The following is a 20,754-nucleotide window of genomic DNA, read 5'->3' as shown; positions in this document are numbered from 1 at the left end:
TTCAAAGCCACGCCAGCGGCCGTCACATTCGCATTGCAGAATTCAGGCGGTCGATCATGGTCAGGGCGTGCTGCTTCTTGTCGAGATTGTAGGTCTCGGTTTCAGATATAGCGTTCAAAGCCTCGTGCCAAGTATCCGACAGCGTTTTGGCCCGCGCCAAATCGCCGGCCAGCGCGGCCTGGCTGGCGCCGGCCGACAGAAGATCAAGTGCGCGGCGATTGAATATCTCGAACGGGATCGCCTGGTCGCGGCCGGCGACCGCCTCGGCAAGACGGTAGGCGCCGGCGACATCTGTCTTTTTGGCCATCACCAGGGCGTCGAGGGTGGCGGCGATTTCCAGCCCGCCATATTGCGTCAGCAGGATCGCATTGCGGGCGCTGCCCCCTGCCCGTTCCGCCAGCGCCGCGCGCGCCGCAGGATCCTCCGGTGGCGGTGGCTCGATGCCCTCCAGAACCGTCATCAAGCTCTCGGCATCGAGCGGCGCCAACCGCACCATCTGGCAGCGCGAGCGGATCGTCGGCAGCAGGCTGCCCGGCGCATGGACGATGAGGATGAACAAGGTGCGCGCCGGTGGTTCTTCAAGATTCTTCAGCAAGGCATTGGCAGCATTGGTGTTCATGTCGTCGGCGGGATCGACGATAACCACCCGGTAGCTGCCGTCATGCGAGGTCAGCGACAGAAAGCGGCTGACCTTGCGGATCTCGTCGACGGTGACCACGGTCTTGAAGCTCTTGGTCTTGTCGTTTGCGGGGCGCGTAAGATGCAGCACCGAAGGATGCGCGCCGGTGGCGATCTGACGAAACAGCGACGATGCCGGATCGGGAACGGCAAGGCTTTCCGGCGCCTGCCCGAAGGCCGGGTGCTTCAACAGGTGATGCGCCAGGTGAAAGGCCAGCGTCGCCTTGCCGATGCCGACCGGCCCGGCAAAGATCAGCGCGTGCGGCAGCTTTCCCGAGCGATAGGCGGCGGCAAGCATATCGGCGGCCTGAAGATGTCCGACGAGACGCGGCGTCTCGGATGGCTCCGGCACCCCGTCCAGCGTATCGTGCTGTTCGGGTGCGATGCGTTCGAAAATCATGCCGGCGCCGCCTGTCTGCTTTGCGCCGGCATCATCTTCTCGAGAGCCGCGAAGACGGTGGCGGTAACGACATCCTCCACCGTGTCCGGGTCTGCTGATGCATCGACGACGACGCAGCGTTCGGGTTCAGCCGCGGCGATGGTCAGAAACGCCTCGCGGCGGCGCTGGTGGATGGCCAATGTTTCCTTCTCGAAGCGGTCCGGGCCGTCACTGCTGCCCCGTCGGGCGGTAGCGCGCCTCAGTCCCTCGGCGGGGTCGATGTCGAAGATCAGCGTCATGTCCGGCACCATGCCGTTGATGGCGACCTTCTCCAACGCGTCCATGAATGCCGGGTCGAGGCCTCCGGTGACGCCCTGGTAGACGCGAGAGGAATCCATGAAGCGGTCGCAAAGCACGACCGAGCCGCGCTCGACTGCCGGCCGGATGACCTGTTCGACATGGTCGGAACGCGCGGCGGCGAAAAGCAGCGCTTCCATCTTGGGGCCGAACGGCTCGGCTGCGCCTGAAAGCAGGACATGCCTGACCGCCTCCGCGCCCGGCGAGCCACCCGGCTCACGCGTCACCAGTACATCGTATTTCTTGGCGCGCATCTTCTTTGCCAGCCGCCCGATCTGCGTCGACTTGCCTGCTCCTTCGCCGCCTTCAAAAGTGATGAAAAATCCGCGCGCCAAAGCCTTTGTCCATACTTCGGGGACCGTATAGTCCCGGCGGGAAAAAAGGTCCACCGCGACGGTGCTAACGCAGCCAGCCGACGGCCAGTTCCTTGGCGGCATCGAGCGCGCGTTGCGGCAACGAACCGACACCGATCGACTCGGCGGCAAAAAGCGGCGTCTCCTGGCTCAGCGTATCGCCGATCCAGACGCGCAGCGTACCCACCGGCTGCCCCTCCTCCACCGGCGCTGCCACCGGTCCGTCATAGACAATCCTGGCGGTGAGCTTGTCGCGGTTGGCGATCGGTAGGAAGATCTCCACGGGTCCATTAGCCTTTAACGCGACGCCGGATTTGGAGCCGCCAAAGACCTGGGCTTCGCCAACCACTTCGTCCTCGGCGAATATCTCCGTCTTCTCGAACGAGCGAACGCCCCAGTCGAGCAGCTTTCGCGCTTCCTCGGCGCGCTCGCGGTCGTTTGCCAGTCCGCTCATTGCCGCAATCATCCTTGTTCCATTGTGGCTGACCGAGCCGACTATGCCGAATCCGGATTGCTCGCTGGCGCCGACTGCAAGGCCGTCGGCGCCTATATCCATGGCCAGCAACGGGTTGCGGTTCCTCTGGGAAATCTTGTTCCAGCTAAAATCCTTCTGGCCATAATAGCGGTAGAGATCCGGGTAGTTGCGCCAGATATGCAGGGCCAGAAGCGCAAGCTCGCGAACGCTCGTTTGCTGCCCGTCGGCCGGCAGACCGGTGGAATTGACGAAGGTCGATTTCTGCAAGCCGATCTGGCGGGCGCGCTCGGTTATCTGCGCCGCGAAATTCGCTTCGGACCCGGCCATTCCTTCAGCGATGACAATACAGCCGTCATTGGCCGCCTGCACGGTCACGCCCTGGATCAGGTCCTCCAGCCGGATCGTCGACTTGAGTTTCGCGAACATGGTCGATGTCCCCGAAGGAGCGCCGCCCTTGCGCCAGGCGTTCTCGCTGACCACGAAAGTGTCGTCGAGCGTCATGCGCCCTGATTTGATGGCGTCGAAGACCACTTCCATCGTCATCAGCTTGGCCAGCGAGGCCGGCGGGATCAACCTGTCCGCATCCTTGGAAAACAGCACGGTGCCGGTTTCGGCGTCGATCATGAAGGCCTGCGCGGCCTTGGTCTCGAAAAGCTGTGCTGAGACCGGCACAAGCGAGAGCAGCAGCAGGCCGAGCGTCATGAGCCCGGTGGAAGGACGGAAAAATTTCATCGGGTTCGACCAGTCAGCCGGCGCTCTTTTGCAAGTTGGCCGAAGCTAGCAGGCTTTTCCACGGCGGATCAATCGCGCACGAGAAAGCCAGGCGACCCGCCATCAGTTGCGTACGGCAAGCGCATCCGGCGCACCATGCGACCACGCGGCCTGCAGCATCTCGTCCAGGCTGCCATGGCCGTCGGCATAGAGGTTGACCGAGTACCAGCCTTTGCCGTCGAGTTCGGAGCGCTGGATCTCGGTCTTGCCGAAGCTGGAAAGTTTGGCCGCCACCCGCTCGGCTTCGGCGGCATCCTCGAACGAACCCGCCGCGACATAGTCCGTGGGCGACCCGGCTGGAGGAGCTTGCCGTTTCCAGGATTGAAGAATCTCGGCGGGCGACATGCCGACGCCATCCAGCGCGGCGAAGGCGTTGGAGGCGCGCTGCACGCGCTCATTGGCATAGGACAGCGACGCCACAGTGAATGGCGATTGCGCCGGCAGGTTGATTTCCGGACGCTCCGGCACGATCGGTCCAAATTCGGGCAGCGTCACATCGCCGGAGGCCGGTGCCTGCGTCGCAACGACAGCTTCCGATGCCTGCCCGGAATTCGTCAGCTGACCGGGGAACGGCACCACCGCGGCGCTTACCGGCAGGCTCGGCGACGGCCCATTCATGGCGACCATGACACCGCTGGGCAGACCGTCCGATGGATCCGGTGCCCTGTTGCCGGGATGGTACGAGGCCATCAGATATTGACCGTCATTGCCTTCGAGCGGCGCACGGCCGACATATTCGACCTTCACCTCGGCCGTACCGATATTGGCATAATCGAGCATTTCAGCAGCGCGCTTAGACACATCGATGATGCGTCCATCATGATAGGGTCCGCGATCGTTGACGCGCACGATCACCGAGCTGCCGGTCTTCATGTTGGTGACACGCGCATAGCTCGGCAGCGGCATGGTCGGATGCGCCGCCGTCAGATCTGCCATGTCGTAGACTTCGCCGTTGGCGGTCAACCGGCCGTGGAAGGCCTCACCATACCAGGATGCGAGGCCAACCTTGGCGTAACGCTTGTCTTCCTTTGGATAGTACCACTTGCCGCGCACCTGATAGGGTCTGCCGAGCTGATCGCGTCCGCGAGACGTCTTGAACATCACGCGCGGGCTGGCTTTCACACCGTATTCGGCTTCGGAAAAATATTCCTTGGAGCGTGGTTTCTTGTTGACCATCGCCTTTTGCTGCGGCCCGGCACATGCCGCAAGAAAGGCTGCCGACAAGGCAAACAGCGCGAAAGCGGAAGCGCGACGAAGACGCGGGCGCGCCGTAGTCTGCATTTTCGATTGTCCCCTACAGTCTCGACGAAGGCACCGCAGCTTTAACGTTGGCGGTGCCAAAGCACCCACTCCAGAAACGCCGGCGACTCCCAACCCCAATCCTTTTGTGCGCAGGAATTGTTTATCACCGTATTAACCGATTGTGGTCGGAACCGGGCGAGATTGTGGCACGACCGTCTCGCCGATCGGCATGAAAATCATCGCGTATCGATCACCAGCGCCATTCGTGCCCGCACGCTTTGCTGCCCGGCGTTGGCATGTCTCCGAGCGCAGATTCAGGGACCGAATATCACAAGCTCGGTGAACGTCAGATCTCCAAGTGCGGGTGGTCTGGGGCCCTTGAAGTATTTCAGCCCCTTGTTGGCGCGGTACCACCCCAACAAACCTGGAATCGGCTCCTTGGCGTCGACAAAGCAAACCAGGATTCCCCTTCGCAAGAGAAAGCGCCCCACGGCACCGGCGCACCGGCTTAAATCCGCGAGCGAGCGGCAATAGATGATCTGATGGCATCGGATAAGACCGTGCAACATTCGGCGCGGCATCAACACCAAGGGAAACGCTGCTCCGTCGCAAATGCAGATCAACGACAGGCAGCCCAGCGTGGAGTGTTCAGAGAGTATGTATCTCTCACTCTCGGACAGCATCGCCAATTCCGGAAGATCGGGACGCGCTTCGAGCACGCGACATGACCGCTGCGCCGAACTTAAAGCCGGCACGAAGGTAAATTGTCCGCTGGAGAAGAGCCGAAAGCCGAGCGCCCGGTTGGCTTTCAATGTCGCTTGTGCCGGCGAAATGTTCGTGTAGGTCACATCCCTTCGCTTGAGAACCGCCGCAACCAACATGGCGCCGTAGGGACGGAATTCTGCGTCGACTGACCAGCTTGAAAGATTGCAGCGGATTTCGTCGCCCTCCGACCCCTGGTAGCGAGCATAAAGGGTGAGCACAACGCCGACGATCCGACCGGCATGCTCCAAAACAAAGCCATATTGTGGGAACTCGGCAACTGCGGGCCGCTGCGACAAACGGGTCAGAGCCTGTATCCAGTAACTCCGGTTACGCGCCGGAAAGCCCCTGCACAGACAGTCGACCACTCCCTCCCAGTCGGCTTCTCGAATTGGTCTACAGCGAAGACCGGGCGGGAGAGCGCCAAGTACGGCCAAAATCAACTCCGGAATACGATTTACTTACATGTGTTTAATGCGCCCAACATATCGGCGCACAACGATTAATAGTCTGTGCGGGTTTTAAAAACGATTTTCCACACTCAGCACAAAACACAGGTCGCCATGCCGGGCTGCTCACCGTCCTGAATCGCGCCCAAAGGTGCGGTCACCATGGTTGACTTGGTGTTGAATGCGGCTTTACAGGAATGAAGCGCGAACCGGTCGGGGAATGTCCTGGTGCCAATCCGGTACCGACTGCTCGAACCCGCCCTCTCGCGATATCCTAAGTGATTGAAAAATCACCTTGGAGGGATGGCCGAGCGGTTTAAGGCACCGGTCTTGAAAACCGGCGTGGGTGCAAGCCCACCGTGGGTTCGAATCCCACTCCCTCCGCCATGCCATTACGTGATAGTACCCTGTGCCATGATGGTTTCTGTCAAACCCCCTTCTCTCCAGGTGTTCGACATAGGCGGCGCTGCCGAGCGTCTGCCCAACCGCGCTCCGTTTCGCGCTATCGGCAAGGCGATTCGTCGTCGTGTGGAGGCAGGCTCCGCTCTTCTCGATCTAAAGTCCGCTTCCCACAAGGTGGCGATGCTCGCACGTCTTGTGGGGCGCGAAAGTGCTATTGTCGAAACCGAGTTTCAGGATGACGAGCGAGCATCGATTGGGGGCTCACTGTTCCAGCACGCCTTGCTGCTTTATGCGAGGGTTGCGACTTCGAATGACCAGCGCGGCGCGATGCCATTGACTAACGGTTGGACCGACGAACAGCGCGCAAAGCACAGACATCTCCTCGATCTACGGCGCAAGGTGGTAGCGCACTTCGGATACGGCGATCACTACGCGGATGGGACATGGGCGATGGACCGGCTTCTCCTCGTGCAGTTGGCTGACGGCCAGTTCACACAGGTCGATTATGGTCAACGGACGAATTACAAGCAGAACGACGCCAAACTACTGAGCGATATGCTTCCACTAGCCCTGTCATCGATCGAGCGGATCAAAGTTGAACGGGACACTGATCTAGATCAGCTTCTAACGAGCTTGCCGCCCGCCGATTTCGCTGTCTTCGCGAAAGCCCTCGGCAATCCCATTGACGGTGTGGAGAACCTCCCGGCCGAGCTGTTTGCTAGCCTCGGCACTCCGCCGCGCGACCTTTTTCACACGCTCAGCCCAGCAAAAGAGCCACCTTCGTTCGGGATGATCGATCAGCGTCCACCGGCAGCCGACGCCTCATCGGGTTGATTTCCGCGCCCGAATATGGTGCTTCTCCCGCCCATGAATAAACTTGCGGTCCTCGCATGCTTGATGCTGGCTTGGCCGGCCAGCGCCATGGACAGCGCATTGCGCGCCGGCCTGCTGAAACTCGATCCGCAAACCCGGCTGGAGCAGAGATGCGACGCCGAAATTCTCGACCGGATTACCCGCGACGACCACAAATACAGAGCCGATCGCGTCGTCGCTTACGCCTTCGCGACGCCCGAAATGGGCGCCGATGCGATCAGGAGCCCGGGCGCTGCCTTTCGCAGCAAGGGACAATGGTACCGGCTGAAATTCAAATGCGAGACAGCGCCGGACCATATGGAAGTCCTGCAACTCCGCTACCGGATCGGCGACGAAATTCCCGAAAGCGACTGGCCCAAATACAATCTCTACAACTAAGCATTCGCGACCTCTGGCCGCATTTTCGCCGGTGTTTCGGGCCGATCGTCGCAAACTCTGTATGTTGCCGCCGTGACGGGCGGTTTGCCGACCTTGTTCCAACCAGTCCCTTGACGCGCGGGAACCATACACGTTAGGGCCTCCAGGCATTCAACCCGAACGGCCGGCCAACCAGCAAGGGAACTCCCAGTCGATGGAAATTTTCACCGCCGCGGGCTTCTCTGCCCTGCTCCAGGTCATCGCCATCGATCTCGTGCTTGCAGGCGATAACGCCATTGTCATCGGCCTTGCCGCTGCCGGCCTGCCGGTCGAGCAGCGCAAGAGAGCGATCCTTATCGGCGTGGTGGCGGCGACGGTGCTGCGCATCGGTTTTGCAGCTATCACTGTCACTCTGCTCCAGATTGTCGGCCTGCTGCTGGCCGGCGGCATCCTGCTGCTGTGGGTGTGCTGGAAGATGTATCGCGAACTGCGCACCTCCCATGCCGACGAAGTGGAGGCGACCGAGGCGTTGTCCAATTCCGATATCAACAGCGATAATATGGTGGCCGGGAAGGCGCGTAAGAAGACGCTGGGTCAGGCTGCATTGCAGATCGTCATCGCCGACGTCTCTATGTCGCTCGACAACGTACTGGCAGTCGCCGGCGCAGCGCGCGATCACTTCCAGGTGCTGGTGATCGGCCTGGTCCTGTCGATCGCGCTGATGGGCCTTGCCGCGAGCTTCATCGCCAAGCTGCTGCACCGCCACCGCTGGATCGCCTATATCGGCCTTTTGATCATCTTCTATGTCGCGCTCGATATGATCTATCGAGGCGCGGTGGAAGTCTTGCCGCATGTCAGCAGTGCGGTGAGCTGACGCATCGACTCGAATTCGCATCGGCCGGCACTTCGACTTCGGCCAGCCTTCGGGGGCGCTTGCGTTTCGCTGCAGCCGCTGCCCATACCAATGCGGCAACAACTGTGGTACTGCGCCGCCAATCCTGAAAATCCGGAAAAGCTTTGATGTCCGCCCCTCGTGTCAGCTTCGTCAGTCTTGGATGCCCGAAAGCCCTTGTGGATTCGGAACGCATCATCACGCGCCTGCGCGCCGAAGGCTACGAGATCGCCCGCAAGCACGACGGCGCCGACCTGGTCGTCGTCAACACCTGTGGCTTCCTCGATTCGGCCCGCGACGAATCGCTCAACGCCATCAGCTCGGCACTTTCGGAGAATGGCAAGGTCATCGTCACCGGCTGCCTCGGCGCCGAACCGGACGTCATCCGTGAAAGACATCCCAACGTCCTCGCCATCACCGGCCCGCAAGCTTATGAAAGCGTGATGGCGGCAGTGCATGAGGCCGCTCCCCCGAGCCACGATCCCTATATCGACCTTTTGCCGCCGCAGGGCGTCAAGCTCACGCCGCGCCACTATGCCTATCTCAAGATTTCGGAAGGCTGCAACAACCGCTGCACCTTCTGCATCATCCCGGCGCTGCGCGGCGATCTCGTATCGCGGCCGGCCGCCGACGTGTTGCGCGAGGCCGAGAAGCTGGCCAAGGCCGGGGTCAAGGAGATCCTCGTCATCTCGCAGGACACCAGCGCCTACGGCATCGACATCAAATACCAGACCAGCATGTTCGGCGATCGCGAAGTGCGGGCGAAATTCCTCGATCTGTCGGAAGAGCTGGGTAAGCTCGGTGTCTGGGTGCGCATGCACTATGTCTATCCCTATCCGCATGTCGCCGACGTCATCCCACTGATGGCCGAAGGCACTATCCTTCCTTATCTCGATATCCCGTTCCAGCACGCCTCGCCGCAGGTGCTGAAGAACATGCGCCGGCCCGCCCATGGCGAGAAGACGCTCGAGCGCATTCGCGGCTGGCGCGAGATCTGTCCGGATCTCGCCATTCGCTCCACCTTCATCGTCGGTTTCCCCGGCGAGACGGACGACGATTTCGAGATGCTGCTCGACTGGCTGGACGAGGCCAGGATCGATCGTGCCGGCTGCTTCAAATACGAGCCGGTCAGAGGCGCCCGTGCCAACGAGCTCGGCCTCGAGCAAGTGCCTCAGGAGGTCAAGGAAGCCCGCTGGCACCGCTTCATGCAGCGCCAGCAGAAGATCTCGGCAACGCAACTCACCAAGAAAATCGGCAAGCGCCTGCCGGTCCTGATCGACGAAGCACATGGCAATTCGGCCAAGGGCCGGACCAAATACGATGCGCCCGAAATCGACGGTTCGGTCCATATCCAGTCGCGGCGGCCGTTGCGCGCCGGCGACATCGTCACGGTCAAGATCGATCGTGCCGACGCTTACGACCTCTACGGCTCGGCGGTCTGATATCGTTCAATCCAAAACAAAAAGGGCGCCGCGTGGCGCCCTTTCGTTCGATGTGTTTCCGGTTGCTTACTGTGGCAGCTTGTCGTCGACGCCCTTCACGTAGAAATTCATCCCAAGCAGCGTGCCGTCGTCAGCGACCTCGCCGTCCTTCAGCCATGGTGTGCCGTCCTGCTTGACGATCGGCCCGGTGAAGGGATTCCAGCCGTCGGCTATCTTCTTGGTGGTGGCCTCGGCCATCACCTTGACGTCGTCGGGCATATTGGTGAACGGCGCCAGCTTGACGGCGCCGTCCTTGATGCCGAGCCAGACATTGTCGGGCTTCCAGGTGCCGTCGAGCGCCGCCTGGACCCGGCTGATGTAGTACGGGCCCCACTCGTCGGTCAGCGAGGTCAGCTGCGCGTGCGGCGCGAACTTGATCATGTCGGAGGACTGGCCGAAGCCGTGCAGCTTGCGCTCCTCCGCCACCTGCAAAGCAGCGGTCGAGTCGGTGTGCTGGACGATGATGTCGGCGCCTTGGTCGAACAATGCCTTGGCTGCGTCGGCTTCCTTGCCCGGATCGAACCAGGAGTTCACCCAGACGATCTTCGCCTTGAAGTTCGGGTTGATCGACTGCGCGCCGAGCATGAAGGAATTTATGCCCATCACCACTTCCGGGATCGGGAAGGAAACGATGTAGCCGGCGACGCCCGACTTCGATTGCTTGGCGGCGATCTGGCCAAGCACGTAGCGGCCTTCATAGAAACGCGCATTGTAGATGCCGAGATTTTCGGCCGTCTTGTAGCCGGTGGCGTGCTCGAACATCACCTTGGGGAATTTCTTGGCGATCTTCACTTCCGGGTCCATGAAACCGAAGGACGTGCCGAAAATGATCTTGCAACCTTCGCGTGCCAGGCGTTCGAAGGCGCGATCGGCGTCGGGGCCTTCGGAGACGTTCTCGAGATAGGCGGTCTCGACCTTGTCGCCGAGTGCCTTTTCCACCTCGAGGCGGCCTTGGTCGTGCTGGTAGGAGTAACCGAAATCGCCTATCGGGCCGGTATAGACCCAGCAGGCCTTCAACTTGTCCGCCGCCTCGGCTGACGCCGCCAGTGACAATGCGGCCGTCGTCGCCATCAGGGCAATAAGCAGTTTTTTCATTGTGTTACCTCTCTGAGTTAAGCCTTGGAGCTTCCGTCTTTTTGTTGTCAACGATCCGGAACGAAGGGCTGGCCCAGGGAAGCCGGCGTGTTCATCATCGTCAGACGCTTGTTACGCGAGATTAGAACGAGAACCACGACGGTTGCCAGATAGGGCAGCGAAGAAAGCAGTTGCGAGGGGACCGGAATGCCAAATGCCTGTGCATGAAGCTGGCCGATCCAGACCGCGCCGAAAATATAGGCGCCGGCTAACACCCGCCATGGCCGCCAGGAGGCGAAGACGACCAGAGCCAGCGCGATCCACCCGCGGCCGGCGGTCATGTTCTCCACCCATTGCGGTGTATAGACCAGCGACAGGTGGCCGCCGGCAAGGCCTGCACAAGCGCCGCCGAAAATCACCGAAAGATAGCGGTAGCGGATGACGTGGATGCCAAGCGCATGGGCGGATGCATGACTGTCGCCGATCGAACGCAGAGTGAGCCCGGTGCGGGTCTTGAACAGGAACCACATGACGGCGGCGGTCAGCGCGATCGAGATGTAGAAGATCGGATCCTGACCGAACAGCAGCCTGCCGACGATGGGGATTGCGGTCAGGCCGGGAATATCGAGGTTAGGCAACCTCTCGCCGGGCTGGCCGACAAAATTCGTCCCCATCATGCCGGAAAGACCGAGGCCAAGCAGCGTCAGCGACAGGCCGGTGGCCACTTGATTGGTGGCCAGCGACAGGGTCATGACCGCGAACAGAAGCGAGAACACTGCCCCCATGGCAATTGCCGCCAACAGCCCTATCCACGGCGAGCCGGTCAGATAGCCGGCGCCGAAACCGCCGACCGCGCCCATGATCATCATGCCTTCGACGCCGAGATTGAGCACGCCGGAACGTTCGACCACCAGTTCGCCGATCGCCGCTATCAGCAGCGGCGTCGCCGCCGTGGCGATGGTCAAGAGGATGTTGACGGTGATGTCCATCAGCGGGCTTCCTCCAGCTTCGGTGCTGCCTCGAGTTTCGGCGCGGAAAGGCCGGTCAGGCGGATGCGATAGTGAATGAGCGTGTCGCAGCCGAGCACGAAGAACAAAAGCATCCCCTGGAACACGCGCGCCACCTTGTCGGAGATGCCGAGCGCGCTTTGCACCGCCTCGCCGCCGAGATAGGTCAGCGCCAGCACAAGGCCGGCGGCAACGATGCCCAGCGGATTGAGCCGGCCGAGGAATGCCACGATGATGGCGGTAAATCCGTAGCCGGGCGAGATCACAGGCTGCAACTGCCCGATGGCGCCAGAGACCTCCGAAATGCCGGCAAGCCCGGCCAGTGCGCCCGATAGCAGAAAGGCAAAGAAAACCATGCGGCTGAGGCCAAAACCGGCGAAGCGCCCTGCCCTCGGGCTCGAGCCGAGTACGCGGACCTCGAAGCCTTTCAGCATACGGCTCATCAGAATCCAGATCAGCACTGCCGCGATCAGCGCGAAGACAAATCCCCAGTTCGCCCTGCCGGATTCCGGGAGGAGTTCCGGAAGGATAGCCGAGTCGTTGAACTGGATGGTCTGCGGGAAACCATGACCCTGCGGATCGCGCCACGGCCCGCGCACCAGCCAATCGAGGAAGAGCTGGGCGACATAGACCAGCATCAGGCTGGTCAGGATCTCGTTGGTGTTGAAGCGCGTCTTCAGCAGTGCCGGGATTGCGGCATAGGCGGCCCCACCGATCATGCCAAAAAGAAGCATCAACGGCAGCACCAATGGGCCTTCGAACTGCGGAAACAGCACGGGGAAGATCGAGCCGACAATGCCGCCCAGGATGAACTGGCCTTCGGCGCCGATGTTCCAGATGTTGGCCTTGTAGCAGACCGACAGTCCGACCGCGATCAGGATCAGGGGGGCGGCCTTGATCGCCAGTTCATGCAGCTGCCAGACTTGGCTGATCGGTTCGATGAAGTAGATGCGGAACGCGGTCAACGGGTTGACGCCGAGCAGCGCGAACATGATGGCGCCAGCAATGATCGTCAAAACGAAAGCGATGAAAGGCGACAGTGCTGAAAACAGCATCGAGCGCTGCGGGCGTTTTACAAGTTCGAGGCGCATCAAGCCGTCTCCAACGTATGTTCGGCATGCCCGGGTTCGGCGCCGCCCATCAGCAGTCCGATCTTCTCGAATGTCGCTTCAGCTATCGGCAGCGGCTTCGACAGTTCGCCATTGTGCATGACCGTGATCGCATCGGAAATCTCGAACAGCTCGTCGAGGTCCTGGCTGATCACCAGCACCGCCGAGCCGCTGCGCGCTAGCTCGATCAGCGCCTGGCGGATATGGGCCGCCGCACCCGCGTCGACCCCCCAGGTCGGCTGATTGACCACCAGGACGCTTGGCCGGCGGTCGAGTTCGCGGCCGACGATGAATTTCTGCAGATTGCCGCCCGAAAGAGCCGCAGCCTCCGGATCCGGCGCGCTCTTGCGCACGTCCATCACCTTTATGATGCGCTGGGCAGCGGTATAGATTGCATCGCTCTTGACCATTCCACCGGCGCCGACAAGCATCTTGCCGTCGGTGGCGTGGCGCGACAGGAGCAGGTTCTCCGAAAGCTTCATGCGGGGTGCTGCGCCATGGCCGAGCCGCTCTTCCGGGACGAAGGCAGCGCCCATCAGGCGCCTGCCGGTGATGGTGAGGCCTCCGGCATCCTTGCCGCGGATGCGGACCGAGCCGGCATCCTGCTGCAGCACCTCGCCGGAAACGGACTCGAAGAATTCGCCCTGGCCGTTGCCGGCCACACCGGCAATGCCGATCACCTCGCCGGCGCGGACCTCGAGATTGATGTTCCTGAGCGGGATCGAGAACGGGGTCGCCGGCTTGCGGGTGAGTTCGCGGATTTGAAGCAGCACCGGCGCGGTCTCGATATCTTCGGCCGGCGCCCGCACCACAGCCTGAATCTCGTTGCCCACCATCATCCGCGCCAACGAAGACGCGGTTTCCTGGCGCGGATTGCAATGGCCGACCACCTTGCCGTGACGCAGCACGGTGGCGCGGTCGCAAATGCGTTTGACCTCTTCCAGCCGGTGCGAAATGTAGAGGATGGATTTTCCTTCCGAACGCAGCCGCTCGAGCGTCTCGAACAGCTTATCGGCTTCCTGCGGCGTCAGCACCGAAGTCGGCTCGTCCAGGATGATGAGTTGCGGCGTCTGCAGCAGGCAGCGGATGATTTCGATACGCTGACGCTCGCCGACCGACAGATCACCGACCAGCGATAGCGGATCGAGAGGCAGGCCATAACTGTAGGAGAGCGCCCTCGCCTTGGCCGCGATCGTGCTGATCGGCGAGCCGTCATCCAGCGACAGCGCGATGTTCTCCGCCGCCGTCAGCGCCTCGAACAGCGAAAAATGCTGGAAAACCATGCCGATGCCGAGCTTTTTTGCGGTGCCGGGGCTGGTGATCCGGACTGCCTGGCCATTCCAGAAAATCTCGCCGGAATTCGGTTCCAGCGATCCGAACAACATTTTCACCAGCGTCGACTTGCCGGCGCCGTTCTCGCCAAGCAACGCATGGATCTCGCCCTTGGCGATGTTGAGATCGACATGGTCGCACGCCGTCAGCGTGCCGAATATCTTGGTGAGGCCGCGAACCTCCAGCAGGTTTGCGCCGTCTTGATCTGCACTCACAGTGCCTCCATCTGGTTTGCCAGATATGTTCTGTGTTCCCGCAAACATCGTATGCGCGCCCTGCTCTCGACGGTAAGCGCCTCACGACTTGAAAGAGCTTCAAGAATTTCAGCGGAAACTCAAGCGGTAAAGCGCAGTTCGCAAGAACCGCGGCGTCGGCGGGCCGAAACTGCGGGCGCTCAGGGGATAAGTATCGTTGTCCCGGTCGTCCTGCGCCCTTCGAGATCGGAATGCGCCTTGCCGGCATCGCTGAGCGCGTAACGCTGATTGATCTTGATCTTGACGGCACCGCTGAGCACGACATCGAACAAGGCGGCGGCGGAAGCCTCGAGGTCCTCGCGCTTGGCATTATAGACGAACAGCGTCGGCCGCGTTGCGAACAACGAGCCCTTCTGCGCCAGCAATGAGATGCTGAAGGGCGGGATCGGCCCAGACGATTGACCGAAGCTGACGAACGTGCCGAGCGGCCGCAGGCAATCGAGCGAGGCCGGGAACGTATCGTTGCCGACCGAATCGTAGACAACGTCGCATTTCTTGCCACCGGTGATGGCGGCAACACCGGCGACGAAATCCTGCTCGCGATAGTTGATCACGTGGTCGAAGCCGTGCGCCTTGGCGAGCTCGATCTTGTCGGTCGAACTTGCGGTGCCGATCACCGTCGCGCCGAGATGCTTGGCCCATTGGCCGAGGATCAGCCCGACACCGCCGGCCGCCGCGTGAAACAGGATCGTATCGCCCGCCTTCACTTTGAACGTACGGCGCAACAGGTACTCGGCGGTCATGCCCTTCAGCATCATAGCCGCAGCCTGTTCGTCGCTGATGCCGTCAGGCACCTTCACCACGCGGTCGGCGGCGATCACGCGCTGCCCGGCATAGGCGCCGGTGGTCACCGCATAGGCGACGCGATCCCCGGGCGCCAGCCAGTCGACATCTGTGCCGACCTCCAAAACCACGCCGGCCGCCTCACCGCCGGGGATCAGCGGAAATCCGCCCTGCGGCGGATAAAGGCCCGAGCGGTAATAGACGTCGATGAAATTGAGACCGATCGCGGTGTGCCTGACCAGAATCTGCCCCGAGCCCGGCCGCCCGGGATCGGTATCCTCATAGGTCAGGACCTCCGGACCGCCATTGGCGTGGATGCGGATCGCTTTGGACATTTTCCGGCTCTCTTGGGATCAGGCTTTCTTGTCCGGCTTGGCGCCGAGATTTGGAAAGAACTGCATGATAGCGCCGATGCAAGCGAGGTAAAGCCCGGTGACCGTAATTCCGATCTTGATGAAATCGCTGACCTGCTCGCCCAGCACGCCGATCTGGTCATAGAAGGAGGCAAGCGCGGCCTGCGCCAGCGCCAGCGCGCCGAAAGCACACCAAAGCAGCGTCATGCCGAGATTGACTGGCCGCAGCCGCTTCACCCGCACCGGATGGATGAAATGGATCGGCACGAAGGTGAGAATGCCGGCCACCACGACCACGGCGAAGGAAACCCATTGTCCGGGTTCGATGACGAACAGCGTGAACACCACCATGTTCCAGACGACTGGAAAGCCCTTGAAGAAATTCTCCTTCGTCTTCATGCCGGTATCGGCATAGTAGATTGCGCTCGACACCACGATGATCGCCGCCGACAGGAACGACAGGCGCTCGCCCATGAAGCCGCGCTGATAGAGCGCGAAGGCCGGAATCAGCACGTAGGTCACGTAGTCGATGATGTTGTCGAGGAGTTCGCCCGACCATGTCGGTAGGATTTCCTTGACGTCGAGCTTCCTGGCGATCGGCCCGTCGATGCCGTCGACGAACAGCGCCAGCCCTAGCCACCAGAACATCGCCGTCCAGCGCTGCTCGCTTGCTGCGACCAGCGACAGAAACGCCAGGAATGAGCCCGACGCGGTCAAGAGATGGACCGAGAACGCCCGCGCCTGCGGCCATGTGACTTTCTTCTTCGGCCGCGGAATCCGGTCGGCGATTTTCCTGGCCGTCGTCTTCTTGCTCACGGTCCCCGCCAGTCCAGCTTGCAGATTTCGGCCGAGCGGCCGGCAAAGTTCCAGTTGCGGCCAAAGGCCCGCATGTTGCTCCTGTCGGATTTGGCGACGATGATCTCCGGCGCGATCCAGTATTCCGAATTGGTGATGACCGTATCCTTGTCGCGATCCTTGCCGGTGATCGGCGTCACCGCGCCATCGATGATCTTCGGTATCTGAAAGATGCGCGTTTTCTCACGCGTCTCGTAGGTGATCGGCACCTGCTCGGCGCCGAGGAACTGTCCGACCAGGATCGAGAGCAGCGATGTGGTTCCGCCGGCCTTGCCGGTGAATATCTTCGTCAGTGCCTTCACAGCGTAGACCGAGGCGCGCTTGTCGATGAACAGGCCGGCAGTCCAGTTGCCGCGGCTCATATAGCCGGGGATTTCCATGATCAGCCCAAGATTGAGACCAGACAGGTCGACCTCGCCGAAATGGCCGGCATCGATGCGGAATCCGGCCCAGGTCTGGCAATAGCCTTCCGTCGGCGGATGATTGCCGAGCGACAGCACGCAAGGGCAAAAAACCGTGCAATTGCAGGAGAGGACGAGCTCTCCCTTCATTGCCCAGTTTTGGTCTGTCATCGAATTCTCCCCCTCATGTCGAGACTACTAGCAGCGTGGCTGCCCAGACAAGCAGTATCGCGCCGGCCAGCCGCGTCGGCAGATTGCCTGCCGCCTGTTTTTCGACCAGGCTAAACAGGCCGATGAGCGCCATCCAGAACACGTTCATCACGCCGACGGCAAACATTACCAGCATCAGCGCCCAGCAGCATCCAAGGCACCACAGGCCCTGCTCCATGCCGAGCCGGAAAATGCGAATGGGCCTGGCGCTCCAGTTGGCGAACAGGACCGAGAACGGATTTCTGCACTTCTCCAGACAGGCTTCCTTCAGCCAGCTGAACTGATAGAGACCAGCGATCGACAGCGCGGCTGCTCCGGCAATTCCAACCGCCGGATCGAGCATCTGCCCGGGTGACGCGAATGCATCGACTGCTAGCGTCAGGGCTGCGAACATTGCCGAGGCGGCAAGCCAGACGCTTAAATATCCAGCGACGAGGACCAACGGATGGGCGACCGGCTCCCTCTTGATCCTGGCGGTATCTGCGATCTCGCAATAGGTCCGGATCATCGGCGCCGCGGAGGGCAGCATGGTCGCGATGGCCATCAACAGCCACATCGCGGTGAGTGCCCCGCCTTGCGCGCCTAGGCTTGCGTGAAGCGGCGCCGGCGCAAGGCAAAGGGCGAAGAAACGCGCAAGGAAATCCGGCAGCGGCAGTTGCGGCAGATATCTCAGCATAGTGTCACCGGGTGCATCGGTGCCCGGGAGCCGGCTTACGGCACCACGAACTGCAATTGCGCCGAGAAGGAGCCATGCAAGGGCGATGCCCATGCCAGCAACAACGCTCACCGTCAGTCGAGGGCTGCGCGCAACGCTCGCCATCGCACGGCCGATACCGTCCAGGTGGCTGAAATCGTCTTGTTGGCCGGTCATGGCAACCGAATGGGCCGAATCGCCGCGTTGATCAAGCGACATCACCTGACCTATATGGACCGGCAGGTCGGATAGGCCTCACCTCGCAATCGGGAAGCCGAATTTGGATCATCGGGAAACAGCACGGATACTCGTTGCCGGCAGCGGCCCCGCAGGGCTGATCGCGGCGCTTGGCTTTGCCGAGACCGGCTTTCCCGTGACGCTCGTCGGACCCGAGGCAGCCGGCCCCGATGCCCGGACGACAGCCTTGATGAACCCTGCCCTGAAGATGTTAGAACGGCTCGGGATCCTGGATAGAATCAGGCCGCACGCAGCGCCGCTCAAGGTGATGCGCATCGTCGATGCAACAAGCCGGCTGATCCGCGGCCCGACAGTGACCTTTCGCGCCAGCGAGATCGACGAAGAGCAATTCGGACTGAACGTGCCCAACAGCGTTCTCAACCGCGCGCTAGCCGAGGCTGTCGGCGCGCATGCGGGCATCGAGTGGCGAAAGTCGATGGTGGAGGCATGGCGCCTCGATGCCGACCATGCCCATGCCGTTCTCGCCGACGGCAGCGAGATTGAGGCGTCGTTGGCGGTTGCCGCCGATGGCCGTCAGTCGCCGGCCCGCGAGGCAGCCGGCATCCGGACATCGGTCCGATCCTATCCGCAGGCGGCGCTGGTGCTCAATTTCGGTCACCGCAGCGACCATGCCTTTACTTCGACCGAATTCCACACCGAGACCGGTCCGTTCACACAGGTTCCCCTGCCCGGCAACCGGTCCAGCCTTGTCTGGGTGCTCGAGCCCGATACCGCCAGGGACCTTGCAGCACTTGACGACGCCGAGCTTTCGACGCGGGTCGAACAGCGGATGCAATCGATGCTGGGCCGCGTGTCGGTTGAGCCCGGCCGACAGGTCTACCCCCTTTCAGCGGTGAGCCCGTGGCGGTTTGCGCAGCACCGCGTGGCGCTTGTCGGCGAAGCCGCCCATGTGTTTCCCCCAATCGGCGCGCAAGGCCTTAATCTCGGCATCAGGGACATCGACGACCTGATTGGTACCGCAAGCAGAAATCGCTCGGACCCGGGCGCCGCCAAGGCGCTTGCGACCTATGATTTCAAGCGGCGGCCGGACATCCTGGCGCGCAGCAGCGCGGTCAACCTGCTCAACATGTCGTTGCTTTCCGACATGCTGCCGGCCCAGTTGGCGCGCAGCGCTGGTCTTGGCGTGCTTGAAGGGTTTGCGCCGTTGCGGGCATTTTTTATGCGCGAGGGTCTGCGACCCGGCAGCGGTTTTGCGGCATTTTTTGGTGGATTGCGAAAACCGGCTGAGAGCTAGCGATCTTGGGTACGGCCCTTGCTCCGCATCTTGCGAACTCAACCCGGCGTCACGCGCTTCGGGATTGAATTGACGCAGAGTCTGCGCCAAATAACGAACATGTCGACGGCAAGGTCTGGACCAATCTTTGCCGGACCGATGCGTTAGAGTCTGAAGTCTTGGAGCGTTCCTTGCGTGTTCCAGGATGCGTGGCGTCCAAGAAGTTCAAGTGGTGAGTGCGATGAAGACAGCCAAATTCTCGATCGGACAGGTGGTTCGCCACCGGCTGTTTCCGTTCCGCGGCGTCATTTTCGATGTCGACCCGCAATTCGCCAACACCGACGAATGGTACGAGGCGATCCCCGCTGACGTGCGGCCGCGCAAGGACCAGCCCTTTTATCATCTGCTCGCCGAGAATTCGGAAACGGAATACATCGCCTACGTGTCCGAGCAGAATTTGCTCGAGGACCGGTCGGGCGAACCGGTCCGGCATCCACAGATAGGTGAGATGTTCGAGAAGAGGCCGGACGGGCGCTACGAACCGAAGCACCAATCGAGACATTGATGACTTAGCTAGGACTTGGCCGGCTTGAGACATGGCTGGACCCGACAATCAGCCGGTTCAGCAAAAAAAGCGGGGCATGAACCCCGCTTTTTGTTTGTTCGAAAACCCGTCGATCAGTTGGCGGCAGTCGATCAGTTGGCGGCCTTCGCCTTTTCCTGCTCTTCCTTGAGCTTCTTGGCAAAATCCTGGTTGTTCTTGGCGACGAACTCCTGGAGCTTCTTCTGCCGGTCCTCGATGTCCGACTGCTGCAGCGGCGGGCCGTCGAAGGCGCCGCTGAAGCCGGTCAGCGCAATCTTGATCGGATTCGGCTGGTTCTGGAAATTGATCGAGGTCAGTGTCAGCGCCGATCCCTTCTTGAAGGATGCGACGAGCTGATCGGTCAGCGGCACTTCCGCCACGCAGCGGTCCGGGAAGCAGATCACATAGTCGAGCTTCTGCGCCTTGCCGCCGTCGATCTGGAGGCCGATGCCGGGAGGAACCAGCCGGCCGGTCGGAACCGTCACCTGGAACACCTTGCGGTTCACCTTGCCCTTCAATTCGATCAGGCTGACGCCGGTGATGAGCTGGCCGTTGCCGGCGGTGGTGATGTTCTGGACATTGCAGATGTCGACGTCTTCCTGCTTGGTGCAGGCCTTGAACCAGCCTTGCGGAATCTGCTGTTGCTGCTGCGCGGAAGCAGCGGGAATCCCGGCGCCGAGAATGCCGACCACGCCAGCGGCCATGACCGACAGGCGGTACGCGTTGCTGTTCAGGCTGGTCATGTCGTGCATTCCTCTCAAATGATCCCGGAACCGGCTTTTTCGCGCCGTGTGGTCCAGCTACCTGTTGCCGAAATGAGGCAACAGAATGACTTCGGACGGCGTGTTACACTGCAAGCGATGCCGAATCCAGCCCGAGCCTCGCGAATCTTGGCCGAAGGATTGGCTCAGGGGGTTGGCCGGTGCACGACCGGCTCATGTATGCTGCGCATCGAATCGGGAAGGGGACGGTCATGGGCCGCGTTGTCATTTGGCTGATCGCCACAATGTTGTTTGTCGGCCTTTCCCTGCAACCGGCCCTGTCGGAACCGAAGCACGCGCTTGCCATGCAGGGCGAGCCGGCGCTGCCGGCCGACTACAAGCATTTCAACTACGTCAACCCCGACGCGCCGAAGGGCGGCAGCATTACCTATTGCG

At 61.5% G+C, this 20,754-nt stretch carries 20 protein-coding genes, 1 tRNA gene and 1 pseudogene; 8 read left to right on the top strand and 14 right to left on the bottom strand.

From position 1 onward, the window contains the following. Positions 1-22 precede the first annotated feature (22 nt). The 5 genes from NKI22_RS10335 to NKI22_RS10315 form a co-directional block, all read right to left on the bottom strand. Positions 23-1,078, bottom strand: coding sequence for a DNA polymerase III subunit delta' (locus NKI22_RS10335; RefSeq protein ID WP_352494665.1), 1,056 nt, complete (start codon positions 1,076-1,078; stop codon positions 23-25). Further along, entirely contained in the window at positions 1,075-1,749 is a 675-nt protein-coding gene (gene tmk, locus NKI22_RS10330) for a dTMP kinase (protein WP_352482558.1), read from the bottom strand. The genes NKI22_RS10335 and tmk overlap by 4 nt, the downstream gene beginning before the upstream one ends. Before the next feature lie 64 nt (positions 1,750-1,813). Beyond that, positions 1,814-2,944, bottom strand: coding sequence for a D-alanyl-D-alanine carboxypeptidase family protein (locus NKI22_RS10325; protein WP_352641888.1), 1,131 nt, complete (start codon positions 2,942-2,944; stop codon positions 1,814-1,816). Between the two features lie 132 nt (positions 2,945-3,076). Then, complete coding sequence (locus NKI22_RS10320; protein ID WP_023717591.1) at positions 3,077-4,294, bottom strand: septal ring lytic transglycosylase RlpA family protein; 1,218 nt, start codon at positions 4,292-4,294, stop codon at positions 3,077-3,079. A gap of 275 nt (positions 4,295-4,569) precedes the next feature. After that, positions 4,570-5,316 carry a hypothetical protein gene (locus tag NKI22_RS10315; protein ID WP_245278523.1) on the bottom strand — a complete coding sequence of 249 codons (747 nt, stop codon included), beginning with the start codon at positions 5,314-5,316 and terminating at the stop codon, positions 4,570-4,572. Between the two features lie 447 nt (positions 5,317-5,763). Between NKI22_RS10315 and NKI22_RS10310 the strand changes: the two genes are divergently transcribed. The 5 genes from NKI22_RS10310 to rimO all read left to right on the top strand — a co-directional run bounded on the left by NKI22_RS10310 (position 5,764) and on the right by rimO (position 9,432). Then, positions 5,764-5,853: transfer RNA gene (locus NKI22_RS10310), tRNA-Ser, on the top strand. Positions 5,854-5,880: 27 nt separating this feature from the next. Further along, positions 5,881-6,702, top strand: coding sequence for a hypothetical protein (locus NKI22_RS10305; protein ID WP_352789990.1), 822 nt, complete (start codon positions 5,881-5,883; stop codon positions 6,700-6,702). Between the two features lie 15 nt (positions 6,703-6,717). Beyond that, positions 6,718-7,119 (top strand): DUF930 domain-containing protein, encoded by a 402-nt coding sequence (locus tag NKI22_RS10300; RefSeq protein WP_023717594.1) that lies wholly within the window; start codon positions 6,718-6,720, stop codon positions 7,117-7,119. Between the two features lie 193 nt (positions 7,120-7,312). Further along, complete coding sequence (locus NKI22_RS10295; protein WP_023717595.1) at positions 7,313-7,972, top strand: TerC family protein; 660 nt, start codon at positions 7,313-7,315, stop codon at positions 7,970-7,972. 146 nt (positions 7,973-8,118) lie between these two features. Further along, entirely contained in the window at positions 8,119-9,432 is a 1,314-nt protein-coding gene (gene rimO, locus NKI22_RS10290; RefSeq protein ID WP_023717596.1) for a 30S ribosomal protein S12 methylthiotransferase RimO, read from the top strand. Positions 9,433-9,498: 66 nt separating this feature from the next. Here rimO and NKI22_RS10285 read toward each other — a convergent pair whose 3' ends face one another. The 8 genes from NKI22_RS10285 to NKI22_RS10250 form a co-directional block, all read right to left on the bottom strand. Next, the gene (locus NKI22_RS10285; protein ID WP_023717597.1) at positions 9,499-10,566 is read right to left on the bottom strand and encodes a BMP family ABC transporter substrate-binding protein; all 1,068 of its coding nucleotides are present in this window, start codon (positions 10,564-10,566) and stop codon (positions 9,499-9,501) included. A 47-nt stretch (positions 10,567-10,613) separates the two neighbouring features. After that, a complete protein-coding gene (locus tag NKI22_RS10280; protein ID WP_031193566.1) occupies positions 10,614-11,534 on the bottom strand; it encodes an ABC transporter permease in 921 nt (306 codons plus the stop codon). Then, entirely contained in the window at positions 11,534-12,646 is a 1,113-nt protein-coding gene (locus tag NKI22_RS10275; protein WP_031193567.1) for an ABC transporter permease, read from the bottom strand. Before NKI22_RS10275 ends, NKI22_RS10280 begins: the two co-directional genes overlap by 1 nt. Beyond that, the gene (locus tag NKI22_RS10270) at positions 12,643-14,208 is read right to left on the bottom strand and encodes an ABC transporter ATP-binding protein (protein WP_023717600.1); all 1,566 of its coding nucleotides are present in this window, start codon (positions 14,206-14,208) and stop codon (positions 12,643-12,645) included. Before NKI22_RS10270 ends, NKI22_RS10275 begins: the two co-directional genes overlap by 4 nt. A 179-nt stretch (positions 14,209-14,387) precedes the next feature. Beyond that, the gene (locus NKI22_RS10265; RefSeq protein WP_352815352.1) at positions 14,388-15,365 is read right to left on the bottom strand and encodes a quinone oxidoreductase family protein; all 978 of its coding nucleotides are present in this window, start codon (positions 15,363-15,365) and stop codon (positions 14,388-14,390) included. Positions 15,366-15,383: 18 nt separating this feature from the next. Further along, on the bottom strand, positions 15,384-16,199 hold the full coding sequence (gene pcsA / locus NKI22_RS10260) for a phosphatidylcholine synthase (RefSeq protein WP_023717602.1): 816 nt from the start codon (positions 16,197-16,199) through the stop codon (positions 15,384-15,386). Further along, entirely contained in the window at positions 16,196-16,810 is a 615-nt protein-coding gene (locus NKI22_RS10255) for a DUF1326 domain-containing protein (RefSeq protein WP_352937975.1), read from the bottom strand. Before NKI22_RS10255 ends, pcsA begins: the two co-directional genes overlap by 4 nt. Positions 16,811-16,823: 13 nt before the next feature. Beyond that, entirely contained in the window at positions 16,824-17,762 is a 939-nt protein-coding gene (locus NKI22_RS10250; protein WP_352587504.1) for a DUF2182 domain-containing protein, read from the bottom strand. Between the two features lie 61 nt (positions 17,763-17,823). On the opposite strand from NKI22_RS10250, the gene NKI22_RS10245 reads away from it, so the two are divergent. Beyond that, entirely contained in the window at positions 17,824-19,035 is a 1,212-nt protein-coding gene (locus NKI22_RS10245; RefSeq protein ID WP_352587501.1) for a UbiH/UbiF family hydroxylase, read from the top strand. 220 nt (positions 19,036-19,255) lie between these two features. After that, positions 19,256-19,579, top strand: a complete 324-nt coding sequence (hspQ, locus tag NKI22_RS10240) for a heat shock protein HspQ (protein WP_352482577.1) — start codon at positions 19,256-19,258, stop codon at positions 19,577-19,579. A gap of 131 nt (positions 19,580-19,710) precedes the next feature. Here the strand turns inward: hspQ and NKI22_RS10235 are convergent, their stop codons facing one another. Then, positions 19,711-20,340 (bottom strand): invasion associated locus B family protein, encoded by a 630-nt coding sequence (locus NKI22_RS10235; protein WP_023717607.1) that lies wholly within the window; start codon positions 20,338-20,340, stop codon positions 19,711-19,713. A 230-nt stretch (positions 20,341-20,570) separates the two neighbouring features. Between NKI22_RS10235 and NKI22_RS10230 the strand changes: the two are divergent. Continuing rightward, positions 20,571-20,754 (top strand): annotated as a pseudogene (locus tag NKI22_RS10230) (ABC transporter substrate-binding protein); the annotation flags it as partial.

Source organism: Mesorhizobium sp. M0778 (genome assembly GCF_040320105.1).
Lineage (GTDB): Bacteria > Pseudomonadota > Alphaproteobacteria > Rhizobiales > Rhizobiaceae > Mesorhizobium.
Note: the sequence above shows the minus strand (reverse complement) of the source record. Positions and strands in the feature narration are given on the sequence as shown.

What these genes read in the sequence shown, in the direction of transcription:
- NKI22_RS10335 (WP_352494665.1), bottom strand. Translation starts at nt 1,078, where the DNA reads ATGATTTTCGAACGCATCGCACCCGAACAGCACGATACGCTGGACGGG.
- NKI22_RS10325 (WP_352641888.1), bottom strand. Translation starts at nt 2,944, where the DNA reads ATGACGCTCGGCCTGCTGCTGCTCTCGCTTGTGCCGGTCTCAGCACAG.
- NKI22_RS10320 (WP_023717591.1), bottom strand. Translation starts at nt 4,294, where the DNA reads ATGCAGACTACGGCGCGCCCGCGTCTTCGTCGCGCTTCCGCTTTCGCG.
- NKI22_RS10305 (WP_352789990.1), top strand. Translation starts at nt 5,881, where the DNA reads ATGATGGTTTCTGTCAAACCCCCTTCTCTCCAGGTGTTCGACATAGGC.
- NKI22_RS10300 (WP_023717594.1), top strand. Translation starts at nt 6,718, where the DNA reads ATGGTGCTTCTCCCGCCCATGAATAAACTTGCGGTCCTCGCATGCTTG.
- NKI22_RS10295 (WP_023717595.1), top strand. Translation starts at nt 7,313, where the DNA reads ATGGAAATTTTCACCGCCGCGGGCTTCTCTGCCCTGCTCCAGGTCATC.
- rimO (WP_023717596.1), top strand. Translation starts at nt 8,119, where the DNA reads ATGTCCGCCCCTCGTGTCAGCTTCGTCAGTCTTGGATGCCCGAAAGCC.
- NKI22_RS10285 (WP_023717597.1), bottom strand. Translation starts at nt 10,566, where the DNA reads ATGAAAAAACTGCTTATTGCCCTGATGGCGACGACGGCCGCATTGTCA.
- NKI22_RS10280 (WP_031193566.1), bottom strand. Translation starts at nt 11,534, where the DNA reads ATGGACATCACCGTCAACATCCTCTTGACCATCGCCACGGCGGCGACG.
- NKI22_RS10265 (WP_352815352.1), bottom strand. Translation starts at nt 15,365, where the DNA reads ATGTCCAAAGCGATCCGCATCCACGCCAATGGCGGTCCGGAGGTCCTG.
- NKI22_RS10255 (WP_352937975.1), bottom strand. Translation starts at nt 16,810, where the DNA reads ATGACAGACCAAAACTGGGCAATGAAGGGAGAGCTCGTCCTCTCCTGC.
- NKI22_RS10250 (WP_352587504.1), bottom strand. Translation starts at nt 17,762, where the DNA reads ATGTCGCTTGATCAACGCGGCGATTCGGCCCATTCGGTTGCCATGACC.
- hspQ (WP_352482577.1), top strand. Translation starts at nt 19,256, where the DNA reads ATGAAGACAGCCAAATTCTCGATCGGACAGGTGGTTCGCCACCGGCTG.
- NKI22_RS10235 (WP_023717607.1), bottom strand. Translation starts at nt 20,340, where the DNA reads ATGACCAGCCTGAACAGCAACGCGTACCGCCTGTCGGTCATGGCCGCT.